Source organism: Variovorax frigidus (assembly GCF_051216515.1).
In the GTDB taxonomy this organism is placed as follows: Bacteria; Pseudomonadota; Gammaproteobacteria; order Burkholderiales; family Burkholderiaceae_C; genus Variovorax.
The window spans coordinates 368,006-381,910 of the sequence record NZ_JBPJZF010000005.1; the positions used below are offsets into that span (position 1 = coordinate 368,006).

A 13,905-nucleotide genomic window follows, 5' to 3' on the forward strand; every position below is an offset into this window, starting at 1 on the left:
CGCGGTGCTGATGATCTCGGGCGGCATCATGCGGCATCCTCCTCGGCCCATTCCTCGGCCACGTCTTCCGGTGATTGCCAAGCCAGTGCAGAAGCACCGAAGCGATCGGTCTGGTCGCCAGCAAGGTCGACGGCGATGTCGTAAGCGCTGGGTGTCATGCTGAATGTCGAAAGCGTTGCCAGGCGCTCGACGCAGCGGGTGATCCATTCGTTTTTAGTCATCTACTTCTTTCTTGGCGGCGCGGGCTTGGTATGCGGGCACGGCCTCGCCGCTCACGGTGAACTCCTGGGGCGCGTCATCCCCTTCGGAGACCATCACGACCATGCTCGTGCCGCCGACGATGGAATATTCGGCGCTGGCTTGGTCCTCGCGCTGTGCCCACTTGCACGCGGCGTCTTCGTGATCAATTGCCTTGAAGTGGCGTGCATCGCTGCGCTCCGATCCGAAGTCAGGGCACCACACTGCGAAAGTTTTCACGATGTCACCTCCCCGCCAGCCAGAGGCTGCAATGGGGCGGCATCGAGGCGCTTTAACTGCTCGCGCAAGCCGTCGATGGTGCATGCCTCGTCTCCCGCTGGCGTGCCGGCGTTGCAGTCCTTGCCTTCACCGATCGCGTCGAGGTGGCGAGCGATGAGGCGCGCGTGAGGCGACGTGTGCCCACACCAGCGGTCCAAATCATCCACGGCGCGGATGTAGCGGCTGCTCTTCTCCATGTGAGCTTGCCACATGTCCCGCTGGCGCAATCCGCCCAGGAATAGGCCGAACCAGTAGGCCAGCACGGCGATGAGCCCGCTTAGAACTGTGTAGGAGATCTGATCATTGGTCATGGCTTGATCCGTTCAAAGGTGATGACTTGGCGCAGGCCCATGCGGCTCAGAAGCTCAGTGCCAGGATCAGACTTCTCGCCCGACTGGAGGCGCGACAGGTAGCCTGGGTCGCAATCCAGTGCCCGCGCTGCGGCTCGAAGCGAACCGTGCTGATCGATCAACTCAGCGATGCGCTCGGGCACCTGCACAGCTTGAGAGCCTGCGGCAAGGGTGGCGCAGGAAGAGCAGCGGTAGGGCTTGTACCAGCGCTGGACAGCGGGCGCGAAGCGGCTGTAGCGCTCCTGGGTGATGTAGGTGATGTACGCCGAGGTCGTCGCTTCCCAAGCGATTGTCGAGGGCTGCCCCTCCTTCTCCTGGATGCGGGAGGCGAGGGCGGCGCGGAGGTCCCATGCCTTTGCGGCATCGTCCTTGTTGCGGAATCTGCGGTCGCAGGCGCCGACGGTCGCGCCGCATCTTGAGCAGGCAACCGCATCCCACTGGTCGTAACCCACAGTTGCTTTCATGCCAGCGCTGTGCTTCACGAAACGTGCGCGTCCTTCGCAAAAAGGGCAGGCGGCCAGCGCCTGGGTGTCGTGTGCTGCGGTCATTGGGTGCGCTCCATCTTCATGTTCTGCCCGTTGCGGCGAACGAACTCGGCTGTGCCTTCGAGACGCGCCGCGGCTTCATCGGCCCCGACTAGAGCGCTCATCGTGATTCCGGCCACGCTGACCAGCTTCATGAGCGCGTTGCCGGCGTCCTCGGTCGTCTGCAGATTGCAGGCGTTGGCGTAGTTCTGCACTGCATCCCTGGCGAGCCTTTCGGCTTCAGCGGGCGTGACCATGCGCGATGCTGGTGTCGTGGCGCCGCTCATGGCTGGCCTTTCGTTGCAGACCGCGCGATGGCGATCAGGATGTCGCGGAACGGCTCCGGCGTGGCGTTGCGGATGCGCGTCTTGTCCTTGCCGCCCACCATGGCCATCATTCCGATGCGGCGAGCCTTGGCGTAGCCGTGCAGCTCCAGGGCGCGCGGGTGGATGCGCTGCTCGGACGGGCCCCAGATCAGCTCGGGGCGATCTGTGCCGACGGCGTACAGCCACGTGCCCTTGCGCGACATGTGCCCGTAATGGCCCTGCTCGACGTGACAGGTCCAGCCACCGAACTCGTCGGCCTTGACCCATCCGCCCGCGGCGGGGGGCGTGGCCAGCCCGAAGAACTGCCAGGCGCGCGAGTGGGCAGGATGCTCGATCACGCCGCCATAGTTGCGCACTGCGGTCAGCGCAGAGGCGAAGCAGCCGCCATCCTCGCCGAGCCGGTACTGGTTTGGCTTGTTGGGTGCGCCGTGGAAATAGCGACCCCAACGCTGGCAGGGCGGGTGCGCCACTACCGGGCGTGGGCCACTGTACTTGCGAGCGTCACGGGGCTCGTCCCAGGCATCCACACCAGGCAGGCCCATGTACGCGCCGTCGGTCTCAACGTAGAGCGCGGCGATCATGGCTGGCCTTCTTTCTTCGCTGCGCTGGGTGCCGGATCGGGCTCGAAGCGCATGCTTCCCCCGATGCCGTTGCCACCGAATCCGCCGGTTGCAGGCGTGGTCTTGTATGCCGGATCGCCACTCCAGAGCTTTGGGCGGAAACCGGCGGCGCGCTCGGCTGCGCAGTAGGCCTCGAGTGTCACTTCGCGCTCGACCGTTTCGTCGCCGAGCTTCGCGGAGAGGAAGTAGCGGTAGCCCATCACGCACCTCCCTTCGCCACCGGCTCTGCCGCATCTGCCTGGGGCACGCGAGCGATGTACGCCAGCACTGCAGCGCGCGCGGCATTCATCGCCTCGGCGCTCTTGCCCTCCGGCCCGTCGTTCCACCAGAACTTCTCTGCTTCGAGCAGCAGCTTGTCGACCAGCACCACGGGTTCGCCGGCCGCATCTGCCTGGGGCTGGGCGCGGGTAGCATCGAGAACGGCGGCGATTCGGTCGCGCATGTCCCTCTTGATGTAGCTGCCCGTCCCGTAAACGCGCGTGTTGAACTTGTCGTGCAGCTCTTGAAGAATGGCGCGCATTTCGAATTCGTTGCTGGGCGCCAGTGGTAGCGCCTGGGATGGGGTGGCGATGGATCGCAGCACTGCGACGAGCGCCTTGGTGTCCGAAGGATGGAGGGGAACCCAGCCGTCGTGTTCCAGCGCGTCGGCGAAGCGCTTGGCGTCTCTCGCGGTTTGGCTGGGCTCCATCGGTAGCGATAGCTCTACTGGAGCGCGACAGCCTTCCCAGTGGCCTTTCGTCCCGCCACAAAACGGGCACCCATCGAAGGCTGGTTGCATTGGCGCGGCGCCGATCATGGCGCGATAGACCGCAGCCGTCTTTTCTGTGTCCGGCTCATCGTCTTCGGCAGACTGCCTTACCCATTCGGCCGTTCCAATGATCCGGTGGCTCGGAAATGGCTCCTTTGGAACCAGCTTCCAGCCCTTGGGCGCCAGTGGTAGCGGAGCCCCGGCGTCAGCGGCCTTGAGGGCGGCGTAGAGAGCTTCACTAGCCACGCGGTAGCGCTCGCGCGGCTGGTTCTCCATCGGAGACTCGTTCCATGCAGCACTGTTGGCGGCGCCCCAGCGGGCCAGCGCGGCGCGAATGGTGGCGATCATTGGCACGCGCCCCTCGGGCGTCATGCGCTCCGAGAGGAAGTCTTCGATGGCTTCGTCGTCCGGTTCGCCGGCCGAGAAAATGGGAGTGGTCATGCAGCAGCCCTCCGGTCGATCTGCGCCTCGTGCGTGAAGTTGGCGCGGGCCAGCGCCTCGGCCTGGGCCGGTGCCACGCTGTTCCCGCACATGCGGACCTGAGCCGTCGCCGTCAGCGGGATGCGCGGGACCGACAGTGGGTCGGCTGCCTGCACTCCACCAGCGAACAGCAGCTTCGGGTCGGGGATCTCGTGGATCACGTAGTCGGCCGGGAAGCTCTGCGCCAGGAACAGCTCGGGCGCCTTCAGCATGCGCAGCGTGATGTCAACCAGCACCCAGTCGCCCACGAGCACCAGGTCGGCGGGTTCGGGGAAGTGCTCGGGCAGGTGCAGGTGCAGAAGGGCGGCGCATTGCCGCGCACGCTCGCGCAGCTCGGGCGCCAAGCAGTCGGCCGACACCTGCACGCACTGCACCAGGCCCATGCGGCCCTTGGTGGGGAGCGTATGCATCGGCTCGGCCAGGCCTTGCCACTGGCCGCCGCTGCTGTAGTACTTCACGCAGTAGGCGGTGATAAGGCGCTGATTGCTGCCAGCCGAGGTGATGGTGGACATGGGCGTATCCGCTGCGCGGCCGTCGCCCTCGTAGAACCCGCCGTTCGCCTGCTCGAGACACGCGGCCACCATCGCCTGCTCGCCGCGGTGCGCTCCGGTGATGGTCCGCAGGGGCTCGGCAGGGTCATTGCCCGCGCGCTCGCCGTGATGCGTCAGGTGCGTGAGGTGTATCGCCGACACCGAACTGGTGGCGCCGCTGGCGGTCACGGTGTTGAGCGGCACGTTCAGGCTGCGCACGCCGTGGCTGAAGCGCTTCGTGCCGTCTTTTCCTTCGCCGTGGCCTGCGTCCACGAGGTGGGCGGCTACGATCCCATGCTTCACGCCGCCGGCCACTGCGGTGCCGAGTGGGGCTGCGAGGTCATGGATGCGCGGCGCTTGGCCCGGTCGCTCTCCGTAGCCCACTGTAACGAGGTGCGAGTTGACGACGGCTGCTTTGATGCCGCCGGCGGTGATGGTCCGAACTGGATCGGTTGCCGCCTGTGAGCGGTTGCCGGTCCGGTCGCCGAAGCCCATGGTGATCAGGTGCGCGCCGGACAGCGCATGGTGCGTGCCGCCGGCCGAGATAGTCGACAGGGGTGCGGCCACGTCGTCGCCCTGCAGGTGGCTTTCGCTCGTTCCGCGCAGGGGCTGCAGTGTCGGCGCGATGACGGAGAAGTGACCACCCTTGACCTGGGCGCAGATTGTGCGCAACGGCTCGTCGGCGGCCATGTTGCGCTGGTTGCTGGCGTTGGCGTGCTCGCCAATGAAGGGCGCCAGCGCGGCCCCGCTCAGCGCATGGTGCCCACCGGTGGTGATCGTAGGAGCGGGCTGGTCGACGGCAGCACCGCTGTGGCCGGTCGTGTTCACCACCAGCATGGGCGCCAGCACCGGCGCGGCCACGGCCGAGTCGGCCTTCGAGGTGATGGTCTGCACCGGCTGGTGCACGCCGCGCGCTGGGCTCTGGCCCATGCGGCCGCCCACGCCCACGATGAACGGCTTCGGGCTGGTGAGCACGTGCCGCCACAGGCCCTTTGCCACGCGGCGCAGCGTGTTGTCGGCCAGCGCCTTCTTGCGGCCGAAGATGCTCTGCGAGGGCAGGCTGAAGTCGATGCACTCGGCCGCCGAGCGCCAGGGCAGCAGCTTGCCGGAGATCACGGCCGTGCTGTTCGGGTCGCCATGCGTCGGCGCGGGCCACACGATTGGCAGACCGTCGCGCCGCGCGATCAGGAACAGCCGCTTGCGGATCGTCGGTGCGCCGTCGTCGCACGCACGCTTCTCGCGCCACTCGACGGCGTAGCCGTGGGCGCGCAGCTGGCGCACGAAGCTGTCGAAGGTGCGGCCGCGGCGCGCTGGATCCGGCCGCGCCATGCCGTCGGCGCCGACCAGTAGCGGTCCCCAGGTGGTGAACTCTTCGACGTTCTCCAGCATAAGCACGCGCGGCTTCGTCAGCGCGGCCCAGCGCATCCCGACCCAGGCCAGGCCGCGGATGTGCTTCGCGACCGGTGTGCCGCCCTTGGCCTTGCTGAAGTGCTTGCAGTCGGGCGACAGCCACACCAGGCCCACGGGCTGGTTGCGCGTCACCTTGATCGGATCGACGTCCCAGACGCTTTCGAGCAGATGGTGCGTCAGCGGGTGGTTCATGGCGTGCATGGCCAGCGCTTCGGGATCGTGGTTGATCGCGATGTCGACCGGGCGCCCGAATGCAGCCTCGAGGCCGGTGCTGGTGCCGCCACCGCCTGCGAAGTTGTCGATGATGAGCTCGTCGGCGAAGCCGATGGGTAGCGTGAAGTTGTCGCGCTTCATGTGGGGGATGTCTCCTGAGATTTCCGATTACGAAACGCGCGAGTCAGCCCGCCATCAACCGCATGCCCGCGCTTCAGCAGCGCACGCGCGATGGCGACCTGGTCCTGATGGCTGTTCTCGGCCTGGCGCACGAGGCCGAGATAGCTGTTGCCGGCGGTGTGCACGTCGGCTGCTGGCATAACCTCAAGGCGGCGCAGCGCGGTGCGCATCGTTCGCGGCCTGGTGGTGTGCTGCCACGGCTTGATGACGTGGCCTACGAAGTCGATGCCGCGCGCGATGGGCTGCAGGACGGTCTTCTTCGGATTCAGGCGCGCATGCAGGCGCTCGGGCAGGAAGGCGTTGATGCGTGCGTGCGCGTCGTTGAGCCACTGCGCCGACTCGTGCAGCAAGATGAAGTCATCGACGTAGCGCACGTAGCGGCGCGCTCGGATTTGATGCTTCGCGAACTGGTCGAGCGCGTCGAGGTAGACGTTGGCGAAGAACTGGCTGCTCAGGTTGCCGATCGGCAGGCCCACATCCGTCGGGGCGTTGAACAGGCTCTTGTGCGGCGCGACCTGTGCGAGCAGCGCGCGCGAGCTGCGTACGTCGACATTGGCGCGCGGATCGTGCAGCAGCACCAGGCGCGCCAGCGCGAGCCACCATGGCTCGGTGATGCGCGCGGCCAGCTGCTGGGCCAGCACCTGCTTGTCGATCGCGACGAAGAAGTTTGCGAGATCACACTTCAGGTAGAAGGCCGGACGGCTCCAGTTCTGCGTGACCGAGCGAATGTCGTGCGCCAGGTGCTGGGCGGCGTGGAGCGTGCCACGGCCCGGGATGCACGCGCAGCTCGCAGCGATGAAGCTGGCGTGAAAGCGCGGCGCCACCCGGTTGTAAAGGAGGTGATGCACGATGCGGTCGCGGAAGTCGGCCGCCCACACTTCGCGTGGCTTCGGGCGCGTGACCACGAAACAGATGCTGCGGCCGGGCTGGTAGGTTCCCTTGAGCAGCTCGGCGCGCAGCGCGCAGAGGTTGCGCTCGGCGTCGACCTCGAAGGCCTGCGCGCTAGCGCTCTGACGCTTATTGCGCCGGCAGTCGAGCCAGGCTTGCACCAGCTCGGCCATTGAAAAAGGGGCCTCCACGAGGGAGGCGGATGAATCCGCGGCAGGCCCGAGCACGATGCCGGTTGTCCTTGTCGTTCCAGTTGCTGTTGCCGTTCTCGAAGTCCTGGACGAAGGCGTTGTTGCGCGAGTTCTGCGTGATGTCGAGCTATCTACGTCGCCGGGTCGAAGGCTTTCGCCGATCGGCTCGGAAACTGCGCCGGACCATAGTTCGAGCTGCTGCTCGCCGGTATCCGTGGTGCGCATAGCGGTGGGCTTGTGGCCCAGCGGCTTGACCGGATTCATAAAACGCACGGGCATGATGGCCTTGACCGTCATGCAGCAGGCGCTGCGGAAAGGGTGCCGAGCGTGTGCTTGCGCCAGCCGCCGGCCTGGGAGCCGACGGCGTCAAGCAACTCGACGGACTGCGCCCAGAGCTTGGGCGAGATCAGTCGTTTGTCATGGCTGATGCGCAGCATCGCGGTGGCAGCGCGCAGGTACTTGAGCAGCTTCTCGATCTGCTCAACGCGCGCTTCGCCGCGGGTGGCGTTCGCCATGGCCATGGCCTCAAGCATCTCCACGCACAGGTCGTGAATCTTCTCGCCGAGCGAGCGCTTGAACATGCGCGGCATCTGCGTCTGCACGTCGACAGAGAGCGAGAGCAGGTCGCAGCCGTGCTTGTAGATGGGAAGATCGCTGTAGAGGGCCATGGTTTTAAAAAATTCGTCGACCGGTGCTGCTCTCCGGTGAAGGGGTGAAGGGTTCAAGCGGTCAAGGGAATCCAGCGGCAGGCCCGAGCACGATGCCGGCCGTCCTTGTCGTCCCAGTAGCTGTTGCCGTACTCGAAGTACTGGCCGAAGGCGCTGTCGCGCGAGAGCTGCGTGCTCGACCAGTACCAGTCATCCGTGTCGAAGTGCTCCTTCGCGTGGATGTAGGCGAGCAGCAGGTCGTGACGGCTGGGCAGGTGAAAGTCGCTGTGGCCGTCGGCGGTGTATGCGGCAGCCCAGGCCGCAGCCGGGTGCTCCTTGCCGCTCGCGATCAGTGCAGCCGTGTTCGCTGCGCCGTCAAGGTGGCTGTCGGCGCCTGCGATCTTTTCGTAGGGGCCGAAGGCGAGTTCTTCGGCCTCGTCGACGCCGAACACCAGATGGCGCGCTGGCAGGCCAGCGGAGGCCGCGACCGTGCAGATGAAGCGGCCGCCCTGGCCGGGCCAGATCTCGCCGGCAGCGGGCGGCAGATCCTGCGCGGGCAGATCGCGCAACAGCGCCATGAAGTGAATGCCGCGGCCTTCGGAGAGGGTTGCCACGGCCATTGCTGCCGTCTCCTCGTGGGTCAGGAAGCCCTCGGGGTTGGCGCGGAAGTTGTTTTCCCAGTTCTCGAAGGCTGCAGTCGCGCGATCGAGGGTGAGGCTTGCGGCCGTTGTTGCCAGGCTGGTCATGGTGGTCCTTTGAAAAAAATCGTCGACCGACGCGCACGTCGGTGAAGCGTTCAAGCGTTCAAGGCGTCAAGCTGAATCCGGCGGCAGGCCCGAGCACGATGCCGGTAGCCCTCGCCGTCCCAGTAGCTGCTGCCGTCCTCGAAGTCCTGGACGAAGGCGAGGCTGCGCGAGACCTGCGTGCTGGTCCAATACCAGCCGTCCTTGCTGAAGATCTCGGGCACGTTCGCCGCCGCCGAGTTGAGTTCGCCCAGGCTGGGCAGATACCAATCGGTGTGGCCGCCGATGGCGAGCACGCGCAGCTGCAGCGCGGCGGGGCATTCGGCCTTCACCATCGCGTCGGTGTTGGCCTGGCCGTCGGTGCGGCTGCTGGTGCCCGGCACGTCCTTGCCGTACTTGCCCCATTCGCACTCGACCTCCCCTTCGGCTGCGTCCGAGACGATCAAGGCGAAGGGTGGCTGCTCGACGCCATCGATCAGAGGCGCGCGGAGGATGGCGGCGAAGATGCCGCCTTGGCCTGCGATGACGGTGCCGAATGCCGGCAGCGTGACGGTGGATGCGATCATGAGAAGCTCCGTTCTGTGAAAAAAATCGTCGACCGACGCGCACGTCGGTTAAGGGGTGAAGGGTTCAAGCGGTCAAGGGAATCCAGCGGCAGGCCCGAGCACGATGCCGGAAGTCCTTGTCGTCCCAGTAGCTGAAGCCGTACTCGAAGTCCTGGACGAAGGCGCCGCTGCGCGAGACCTGCGTGCTCGACCAATACCAGCCGCTCTTGTTGAAGAGCTGTGGTGCGCACACGTAGGCCATCAGCAGGTCGACCCGACTCGGCAGGTGGAAGTCGGTGTGGCCGTCGGCCGTGTACGTGGCAGCCCACTTGGCGGCCTGGTGCTCGTCGCTGGCGGCCAGCAGGGCGCGCGTGTTGGCTGCGCCGTCGAGCTGGCTGCTTGCGCCCTCGATGTCCTCGTACGGGCCGTAGGCAAGCTCGTCGTGCTCAAGGTCGCCGAAGATCAGGTGGCGTGCGGGCAGGCCGAGCAGAGCGGGCTGTGTGCAGATGAAGTGACCGCCCTGGCCGGCCCAGTACTCGCCGGCTGCCGGCGGCTGCAACGCTGCGGCCTTGGGGCTGGGTGCTGGCGGCGCTACGGCGGCCACACGCGTGTCGATGCTGAATGTGCGCTGCGTGCTGTCGGCATGCAAATGCAGGTGAACGGTCGCGTCGGAGATGAGGATTTGCACGGTGGCTCCTGTGGTGATCGGGTGAGGTGGACTGGTCAGGCGACGCCGCGCGGCGTGCGCCATTCATTGCCGAAGCGGCTGGGAAGCGAGAAGGCGTCGTAGGCGCCCGGGCGATGGCACGTGCGGCCCAGCTCGGGGCACGTGTAGCCCTTGGTGGTGGGTGCGCAGCCGTGCTCAACCTGAGCCGCAGTGCGCGCGGTGCGGCGGAGCCGGTAGCGGTCGAGCGCAGAGAAGCCCTTGCTCGTGACGCTGTAGAGCGTGGCTTGCACGCCGTCGCGGCGCTGGCCGCCCTGCTGCTTCAGCAGGCCGCGACCGCACAGCGATGAGATCACGTCGTTGGCCTGGCCGCTGTGGTTGAAGATCGATGCGCCGTCGAGCAGCGGCGTGCCGGCGAGAAGGGCGATTGCCGCGGCGGCACCCTCGGTCAGCACGAGCGGCGAGCGGTCGATGCGCGCTTTCATGCGTGGCTCCCGCGGCCGGCCTTGATGCTCAGCGTCAGCAGCTCGAAACGATCGAGGAAGGCTTGGCGCCAGTCCTTCCATGTCATGGCCTCGCGCTCGGGCGTGTCCAGAGAGAGCCAGTCGATGGGCTCGATGCGGTCGCAAGCGAGGACGGCGCCGTCGCCGAGGATCTCCCAGCCCGCATGTGTGAGATCCCGCCAGGCGGTGAGGTCGCGGCGCTCGGTGGACAGTGCGCGCAGGTCGATATCACGCAGCAGCGCACGGTACGAGGTGAACGCGGTGGAGATGCCGAAGTGCGAGCGCAGGGCTTTCTCGTGCTCGGTCTCGAACACGGTCCATGCGTTCGTGCCGCCGGCGGCTACGCTGCGCTGGTTCACTGCGCGCTTCGCAGGGCTGCTCAGGTCGGCGGTGTATGCCTCGTGTGCGTCGTGCATCAGTGCGGCGAGCTGCACATGAGCCGAGGCCTTGCCGCGCTCCGCGATCTCGCTGCATAGCAGGCTGTGCTCGGCCACGCTGTACGGGCGCTTGCATGCGCCGGTGAAGCGGTTGAGCTGCGCCAGGTGATGCGCGATGTCTTCGATACGGAAGTGGCGGCCCTTCTCGGTGACTGAGTCGGGGCCGGTGAAGTGGTACTCGATACCGGTGGCGGTGACCATGAAACTCATGAGAGGCTTTCAGTGGCCAGCGCCTGGAGCGCGGCCTTGTGGACAATGAAGAACTGCTTGAACTGGCGGCCGGCATCGCTGTAGAAGGGCCACGGGCACGCGTCGTTGAGCGAGTCGCCGCGCTCGGCGGCGGCCTTGGCGGCCTTCTTCACGGTGTCGATGGAGACGATGGGAAAAGACATGGGGTCAGGAGGTTTGCGCAGCGGTGTGCTGCTGAGTGGGGGCGGCGCGCGGTGGCAGCAGGCGGCAGGACGACACCTGTGCATGGATCTCCGGCACGCGAAGGCCAAGCTGAGCCCGTGGATTCAGAAGCTCGAGCTGCAGCGCTGCGCCGGGCCTGAGTGGTCCGTTTGCGGCCCACCAGGCCTGTGCCTCGGCGCCGCGCCAGCGCACGAGATAGGGCTCGTTGGCATGCAATCCTTGGTTGTCGACGACGCGCAGCGTGAGCGAGAAGGTTCCGTCCTGCTCGACTTGCGGCGTGGCCGCCTGGCGCCCGACGAAGAAACGTCCGGAAGTGAGGGTTGGCATGGTCAGAGTCCCGCGAAGCTGGCGGGAACGAATGCCAGCACGACGGCGCTCGCCACGATGACGAGCCAGACGAGGGCGATCGCCCAAGGGGACAGGGGGCGCACGCGCGAGCGGAGTTGTTCCATGAGCAACTCTTCCGCTTCGTCGGCCGTGAGCGGCGGCAATGGGCGCAGTGCGCGCTCCATGTCGCTGCACTCGCGTGCGACGTGCAACATGGCTTCGAGCTGCTCGGGCGAGTTGTCGCGCAGGGAGCGCTCGCTGCGGGTCGTGGAGCTGGTCACAGTCGCTCTCCTCGGGCCATCTCGGCGCGCACGCGGCGGAAGGTCTTCGCGACATCCGTCTCCAGGTGCGGCACGTAGCGAAAGCGCGGGTCGGTGAGACCGCCCACGGGACCGGTGGGCAGCTGCTGCGGCGCGCGGCGCACGCGCTGGGGCTTGAGCACGACGATGGTCATGGCGTGCTCCAGCCGAAGGCAAGCATTGCGGCAAATACGACCGGCAGCAGAACGGTTGCCAACAGCATGGCGAAGGTTTTGAGCGTGCTCATGCCCAAGCCCTCACGGCGAGGATCGCAAGCCCCGCGACGGCGGCGATGCCGGCGAGCGCGATGCGGACAGTCGATGCCTCGCGGCGGAGGAGGGCGGCCAGCGATTGGTGGTGCTTCATGCCGCACCTCGCGCCGAAGTATTGAGGGCGTCGATGTCGCGATTCAGCAGCTGGGCGTTCTCGCGGAACGCTGCGGCGACCGGGTGCTCGTCTTCAGCGGATGAGGCGCGTGCGACGGCGGTCGAGCCGGCGAACTCGCCAACGGTCAGCTCTCCGGTGCGCAGCGCCTTCTCGGCATGCGCGACCTGCATACCGTGCCAGTTGCGGGCGCGCTGGCCGATGGGCTGGATAGGCCGAGCAAATGCCTGGCGGCGCGAGCCGACCGTGCGAATCCAGATTTCGCAAGTAGTAGCAGCCTTGGCTCCATCGAGAGGGCGCAGCACCTGAGCGGAGGCTGCTGGGTTTCCTGCTGGCATGTCGTTCTCTCCTCATCCGCTGCCGGGGTGGCTGCGGTGTGTGGAGTTAATGTAAGCGCACTAACTAGTTAATGCAAGCAGACTTACTAAATAATTTAAGCAGGCTCACATTTCCACCACGTGCCTTGGAAAGGACGGACGAAAAAAAGCCCGCGCAGGGCGGGCGTCGTTGAGCTGGCTTTCTGCTACGGCTTGGACGGCACGTCGTTCATGGCGGCGAGCATCAGCCAGTCGGCTTCAGTGGCGCATGCCGAGAGGCCTGCTTTGCGCTCGCACTTCTGCATGAACCGCAGCCGAGCATCAAACATCCTGGCCACGGCGCGCCGAGCCTCAGACAGCTCTGTGCTCTTGCCGGAGAGCGTGCCGCAACGGGCAAGGCTCTCCGCGTTAAGGCGCGCGCACAGGACCGCCGCATCGCGGGTTGCGTCCTCAAGCGGTTCGCCTGCGCAGGCGAAGCCGCAGCAGAAGGCGGCCGTGAACGCCATGAACTTCAAAGGCGCAAGCTCCGTGTCTGAGCCTTCGCGATCATGTGGCCGTGAGCCGCGGCCTTCGCGATCCACATCAGGGCAAGGTCGTCGTCCTTCGGCACGCCTTGGCCTGCCGCATGCGCGGTGCCCAGGCACTGCATCGCATCGGCGTCGCCTTGCTCTGCGGCGAGGCTGAACCAGTACACAGCGATCTCGGGCTTGTCATGGCTGGCGAAGATCTGTCCTAAGTCGCGTTGCGCTGAGGCCATGCCCGAATCGGCCTCGATGAGCACGCCGAAGTCCCCTGGCGCGAAGGGCACGCAGATCACGCTTTCCACGTCCGAAAGGCTGAGCATTGTTCTGCCCCGTTGATCGTCCGCTAGACGAGCTGCGCCGCCTTCTGCAAGACGTCGCTGCCAAGTGCGTTTGCTCCGATCGGATATGACGGCCGCCGTTTCCAAAGAGATGGCCGATGTCGCTGGGAATGGGGTGACTGTCATAGCTAGAAGGGTGACAAGAGCGCGTGTCACAGATTGTTGCACGCCATGAAACATGCGGGTTGTGAACTATTTGGTGCGTTTTTCGGCGCGGCCGAGTTGGCACGCATGCTGCAAATACACTGGCGTGCCGGGGAGGGTCTCCGGTCTAACAACTAAGGAGTATTCATGAACCGTCGTTCCATCGCTCGCAACGTGCAAAAGGGCTTCACCCTCATCGAACTGATGATCGTGGTCGCGATCATCGGTATTCTGGCCGCTGTCGCCCTGCCCGCTTACCAAGACTACACCGTTCGCGCTCGCGTGACCGAAGGCCTTGGTCAAATCGCTGCGGGCAAGAACGCTGTGGCCGAGAATATCGCCAACAACGGAGGCGCCCTTTACGCCTCCGCCGACGTGGCAAAGAACTGTGCAGGAGTCAATACCTTCACGACCGCCGTAGGTCGTGTTGCCAGCCTTGCCTGCACCAATGCAACCGGCGCGTTGGTTGCTACGATGGATAGCACTGCACAATCCGTTGCCCTGACAATGACGCCGACGCCTGCCACTGGTGGCACGACGTGGAAGTGCACTTCGGATGCAGCCAAGCACAAGTACGTGCCTGCTGAATGCCGCAACACCGTTGTTGCACCGTAAGTAGAACACTTCAAAAGAGCCGCCTTCGGGC

At 66.0% G+C, this 13,905-nt stretch carries 25 protein-coding genes; 1 reads left to right on the forward strand and 24 read right to left on the reverse strand.

Going from position 1 to position 13,905, the window contains the following annotated elements; genetic code table 11:
• Positions 1–26 precede the first annotated feature (26 nt).
• From ACSFBC_RS17015 to ACSFBC_RS17130, 24 genes are all read right to left on the reverse strand, one after another.
• The gene (locus tag ACSFBC_RS17015; protein ID WP_435511515.1) at positions 27–221 is read right to left on the reverse strand and encodes a hypothetical protein; all 195 of its coding nucleotides are present in this window, start codon (positions 219–221) and stop codon (positions 27–29) included.
• The gene (locus ACSFBC_RS17020; RefSeq protein ID WP_435511516.1) at positions 214–477 is read right to left on the reverse strand and encodes a hypothetical protein; all 264 of its coding nucleotides are present in this window, start codon (positions 475–477) and stop codon (positions 214–216) included. The genes ACSFBC_RS17015 and ACSFBC_RS17020 overlap by 8 nt, the downstream gene beginning before the upstream one ends.
• Positions 474–827: a hypothetical protein gene (locus ACSFBC_RS17025; protein WP_435511517.1), complete on the reverse strand. Its 354-nt coding sequence runs from the start codon at positions 825–827 to the stop codon at positions 474–476. Before ACSFBC_RS17025 ends, ACSFBC_RS17020 begins: the two co-directional genes overlap by 4 nt.
• Positions 824–1,414, reverse strand: a complete 591-nt coding sequence (locus ACSFBC_RS17030; RefSeq protein ID WP_435511518.1) for a Lar family restriction alleviation protein — start codon at positions 1,412–1,414, stop codon at positions 824–826. Before ACSFBC_RS17030 ends, ACSFBC_RS17025 begins: the two co-directional genes overlap by 4 nt.
• Positions 1,411–1,677 (reverse strand): hypothetical protein, encoded by a 267-nt coding sequence (locus tag ACSFBC_RS17035; RefSeq protein ID WP_435511519.1) that lies wholly within the window; start codon positions 1,675–1,677, stop codon positions 1,411–1,413. The genes ACSFBC_RS17030 and ACSFBC_RS17035 overlap by 4 nt, the downstream gene beginning before the upstream one ends.
• Positions 1,674–2,297, reverse strand: coding sequence for a hypothetical protein (locus tag ACSFBC_RS17040; RefSeq protein WP_435511520.1), 624 nt, complete (start codon positions 2,295–2,297; stop codon positions 1,674–1,676). The genes ACSFBC_RS17035 and ACSFBC_RS17040 overlap by 4 nt, the downstream gene beginning before the upstream one ends.
• Entirely contained in the window at positions 2,294–2,536 is a 243-nt protein-coding gene (locus tag ACSFBC_RS17045) for a hypothetical protein (RefSeq protein WP_435511521.1), read from the reverse strand. Before ACSFBC_RS17045 ends, ACSFBC_RS17040 begins: the two co-directional genes overlap by 4 nt.
• On the reverse strand, positions 2,536–3,525 hold the full coding sequence (locus ACSFBC_RS17050) for a hypothetical protein (RefSeq protein WP_435511522.1): 990 nt from the start codon (positions 3,523–3,525) through the stop codon (positions 2,536–2,538). The genes ACSFBC_RS17045 and ACSFBC_RS17050 overlap by 1 nt, the downstream gene beginning before the upstream one ends.
• Positions 3,522–5,858, reverse strand: a complete 2,337-nt coding sequence (locus tag ACSFBC_RS17055) for a DNA cytosine methyltransferase (protein WP_435511523.1) — start codon at positions 5,856–5,858, stop codon at positions 3,522–3,524. Before ACSFBC_RS17055 ends, ACSFBC_RS17050 begins: the two co-directional genes overlap by 4 nt.
• Positions 5,855–7,273: an RNA-directed DNA polymerase gene (locus ACSFBC_RS17060; protein ID WP_435511524.1), complete on the reverse strand. Its 1,419-nt coding sequence runs from the start codon at positions 7,271–7,273 to the stop codon at positions 5,855–5,857. The genes ACSFBC_RS17055 and ACSFBC_RS17060 overlap by 4 nt, the downstream gene beginning before the upstream one ends.
• Positions 7,270–7,644 carry a four helix bundle protein gene (locus ACSFBC_RS17065; protein ID WP_435511525.1) on the reverse strand — a complete coding sequence of 125 codons (375 nt, stop codon included), beginning with the start codon at positions 7,642–7,644 and terminating at the stop codon, positions 7,270–7,272. Before ACSFBC_RS17065 ends, ACSFBC_RS17060 begins: the two co-directional genes overlap by 4 nt.
• A 53-nt stretch (positions 7,645–7,697) precedes the next feature.
• On the reverse strand, positions 7,698–8,369 hold the full coding sequence (locus ACSFBC_RS17070; protein ID WP_435511526.1) for an Lcl C-terminal domain-containing protein: 672 nt from the start codon (positions 8,367–8,369) through the stop codon (positions 7,698–7,700).
• 50 nt (positions 8,370–8,419) lie between these two features.
• The gene (locus tag ACSFBC_RS17075; protein WP_435511527.1) at positions 8,420–8,932 is read right to left on the reverse strand and encodes an Lcl C-terminal domain-containing protein; all 513 of its coding nucleotides are present in this window, start codon (positions 8,930–8,932) and stop codon (positions 8,420–8,422) included.
• A gap of 64 nt (positions 8,933–8,996) precedes the next feature.
• The gene (locus tag ACSFBC_RS17080) at positions 8,997–9,599 is read right to left on the reverse strand and encodes an Lcl C-terminal domain-containing protein (RefSeq protein WP_435511528.1); all 603 of its coding nucleotides are present in this window, start codon (positions 9,597–9,599) and stop codon (positions 8,997–8,999) included.
• A 35-nt stretch (positions 9,600–9,634) separates the two neighbouring features.
• Complete coding sequence (locus ACSFBC_RS17085; RefSeq protein ID WP_435511529.1) at positions 9,635–10,060, reverse strand: hypothetical protein; 426 nt, start codon at positions 10,058–10,060, stop codon at positions 9,635–9,637.
• Positions 10,057–10,725, reverse strand: coding sequence for a hypothetical protein (locus ACSFBC_RS17090; protein ID WP_435511530.1), 669 nt, complete (start codon positions 10,723–10,725; stop codon positions 10,057–10,059). Before ACSFBC_RS17090 ends, ACSFBC_RS17085 begins: the two co-directional genes overlap by 4 nt.
• Positions 10,722–10,907: a hypothetical protein gene (locus tag ACSFBC_RS17095; RefSeq protein ID WP_435511531.1), complete on the reverse strand. Its 186-nt coding sequence runs from the start codon at positions 10,905–10,907 to the stop codon at positions 10,722–10,724. Before ACSFBC_RS17095 ends, ACSFBC_RS17090 begins: the two co-directional genes overlap by 4 nt.
• Before the next feature lie 4 nt (positions 10,908–10,911).
• Positions 10,912–11,253 (reverse strand): hypothetical protein, encoded by a 342-nt coding sequence (locus ACSFBC_RS17100; protein WP_435511532.1) that lies wholly within the window; start codon positions 11,251–11,253, stop codon positions 10,912–10,914.
• Between the two features lie 2 nt (positions 11,254–11,255).
• The gene (locus ACSFBC_RS17105) at positions 11,256–11,534 is read right to left on the reverse strand and encodes a hypothetical protein (protein ID WP_435511533.1); all 279 of its coding nucleotides are present in this window, start codon (positions 11,532–11,534) and stop codon (positions 11,256–11,258) included.
• Positions 11,531–11,707 (reverse strand): hypothetical protein, encoded by a 177-nt coding sequence (locus tag ACSFBC_RS17110; protein WP_435511534.1) that lies wholly within the window; start codon positions 11,705–11,707, stop codon positions 11,531–11,533. Before ACSFBC_RS17110 ends, ACSFBC_RS17105 begins: the two co-directional genes overlap by 4 nt.
• A gap of 88 nt (positions 11,708–11,795) precedes the next feature.
• Positions 11,796–11,918: a hypothetical protein gene (locus ACSFBC_RS17115; RefSeq protein WP_435511535.1), complete on the reverse strand. Its 123-nt coding sequence runs from the start codon at positions 11,916–11,918 to the stop codon at positions 11,796–11,798.
• Entirely contained in the window at positions 11,915–12,274 is a 360-nt protein-coding gene (locus tag ACSFBC_RS17120; protein WP_435511536.1) for a hypothetical protein, read from the reverse strand. Before ACSFBC_RS17120 ends, ACSFBC_RS17115 begins: the two co-directional genes overlap by 4 nt.
• A gap of 185 nt (positions 12,275–12,459) precedes the next feature.
• Positions 12,460–12,768, reverse strand: coding sequence for a hypothetical protein (locus tag ACSFBC_RS17125; protein WP_435511537.1), 309 nt, complete (start codon positions 12,766–12,768; stop codon positions 12,460–12,462).
• Complete coding sequence (locus tag ACSFBC_RS17130; protein ID WP_435511538.1) at positions 12,765–13,079, reverse strand: tetratricopeptide repeat protein; 315 nt, start codon at positions 13,077–13,079, stop codon at positions 12,765–12,767. The genes ACSFBC_RS17125 and ACSFBC_RS17130 overlap by 4 nt, the downstream gene beginning before the upstream one ends.
• A 327-nt stretch (positions 13,080–13,406) precedes the next feature.
• On the opposite strand from ACSFBC_RS17130, the gene ACSFBC_RS17135 reads away from it, so the two are divergent.
• Positions 13,407–13,874, forward strand: coding sequence for a pilin (locus ACSFBC_RS17135; protein WP_435511539.1), 468 nt, complete (start codon positions 13,407–13,409; stop codon positions 13,872–13,874).
• Positions 13,875–13,905: the final 31 nt, after the last annotated feature.

Bases quoted from the DNA above. Each gene is read 5' to 3' on its own strand.
- ACSFBC_RS17070 (WP_435511526.1), bottom strand. From the start codon at position 8,369: ATGACCAGCCTGGCAACAACGGCCGCAAGCCTCACCCTCGATCGCGCG.
- ACSFBC_RS17065 (WP_435511525.1), bottom strand. From the start codon at position 7,644: ATGGCCCTCTACAGCGATCTTCCCATCTACAAGCACGGCTGCGACCTG.
- ACSFBC_RS17115 (WP_435511535.1), bottom strand. From the start codon at position 11,918: ATGAAGCACCACCAATCGCTGGCCGCCCTCCTCCGCCGCGAGGCATCG.
- ACSFBC_RS17110 (WP_435511534.1), bottom strand. From the start codon at position 11,707: ATGACCATCGTCGTGCTCAAGCCCCAGCGCGTGCGCCGCGCGCCGCAG.
- ACSFBC_RS17090 (WP_435511530.1), bottom strand. From the start codon at position 10,725: ATGAGTTTCATGGTCACCGCCACCGGTATCGAGTACCACTTCACCGGC.
- ACSFBC_RS17100 (WP_435511532.1), bottom strand. From the start codon at position 11,253: ATGCCAACCCTCACTTCCGGACGTTTCTTCGTCGGGCGCCAGGCGGCC.
- ACSFBC_RS17135 (WP_435511539.1), top strand. From the start codon at position 13,407: ATGAACCGTCGTTCCATCGCTCGCAACGTGCAAAAGGGCTTCACCCTC.
- ACSFBC_RS17095 (WP_435511531.1), bottom strand. From the start codon at position 10,907: ATGTCTTTTCCCATCGTCTCCATCGACACCGTGAAGAAGGCCGCCAAG.
- ACSFBC_RS17015 (WP_435511515.1), bottom strand. From the start codon at position 221: ATGACTAAAAACGAATGGATCACCCGCTGCGTCGAGCGCCTGGCAACG.
- ACSFBC_RS17055 (WP_435511523.1), bottom strand. From the start codon at position 5,858: ATGAAGCGCGACAACTTCACGCTACCCATCGGCTTCGCCGACGAGCTC.
- ACSFBC_RS17045 (WP_435511521.1), bottom strand. From the start codon at position 2,536: ATGGGCTACCGCTACTTCCTCTCCGCGAAGCTCGGCGACGAAACGGTC.
- ACSFBC_RS17040 (WP_435511520.1), bottom strand. From the start codon at position 2,297: ATGATCGCCGCGCTCTACGTTGAGACCGACGGCGCGTACATGGGCCTG.
- ACSFBC_RS17025 (WP_435511517.1), bottom strand. From the start codon at position 827: ATGACCAATGATCAGATCTCCTACACAGTTCTAAGCGGGCTCATCGCC.
- ACSFBC_RS17085 (WP_435511529.1), bottom strand. From the start codon at position 10,060: ATGAAAGCGCGCATCGACCGCTCGCCGCTCGTGCTGACCGAGGGTGCC.
- ACSFBC_RS17060 (WP_435511524.1), bottom strand. From the start codon at position 7,273: ATGACGGTCAAGGCCATCATGCCCGTGCGTTTTATGAATCCGGTCAAG.
- ACSFBC_RS17035 (WP_435511519.1), bottom strand. From the start codon at position 1,677: ATGAGCGGCGCCACGACACCAGCATCGCGCATGGTCACGCCCGCTGAA.
- ACSFBC_RS17050 (WP_435511522.1), bottom strand. From the start codon at position 3,525: ATGACCACTCCCATTTTCTCGGCCGGCGAACCGGACGACGAAGCCATC.
- ACSFBC_RS17030 (WP_435511518.1), bottom strand. From the start codon at position 1,414: ATGACCGCAGCACACGACACCCAGGCGCTGGCCGCCTGCCCTTTTTGC.
- ACSFBC_RS17075 (WP_435511527.1), bottom strand. From the start codon at position 8,932: ATGATCGCATCCACCGTCACGCTGCCGGCATTCGGCACCGTCATCGCA.
- ACSFBC_RS17120 (WP_435511536.1), bottom strand. From the start codon at position 12,274: ATGCCAGCAGGAAACCCAGCAGCCTCCGCTCAGGTGCTGCGCCCTCTC.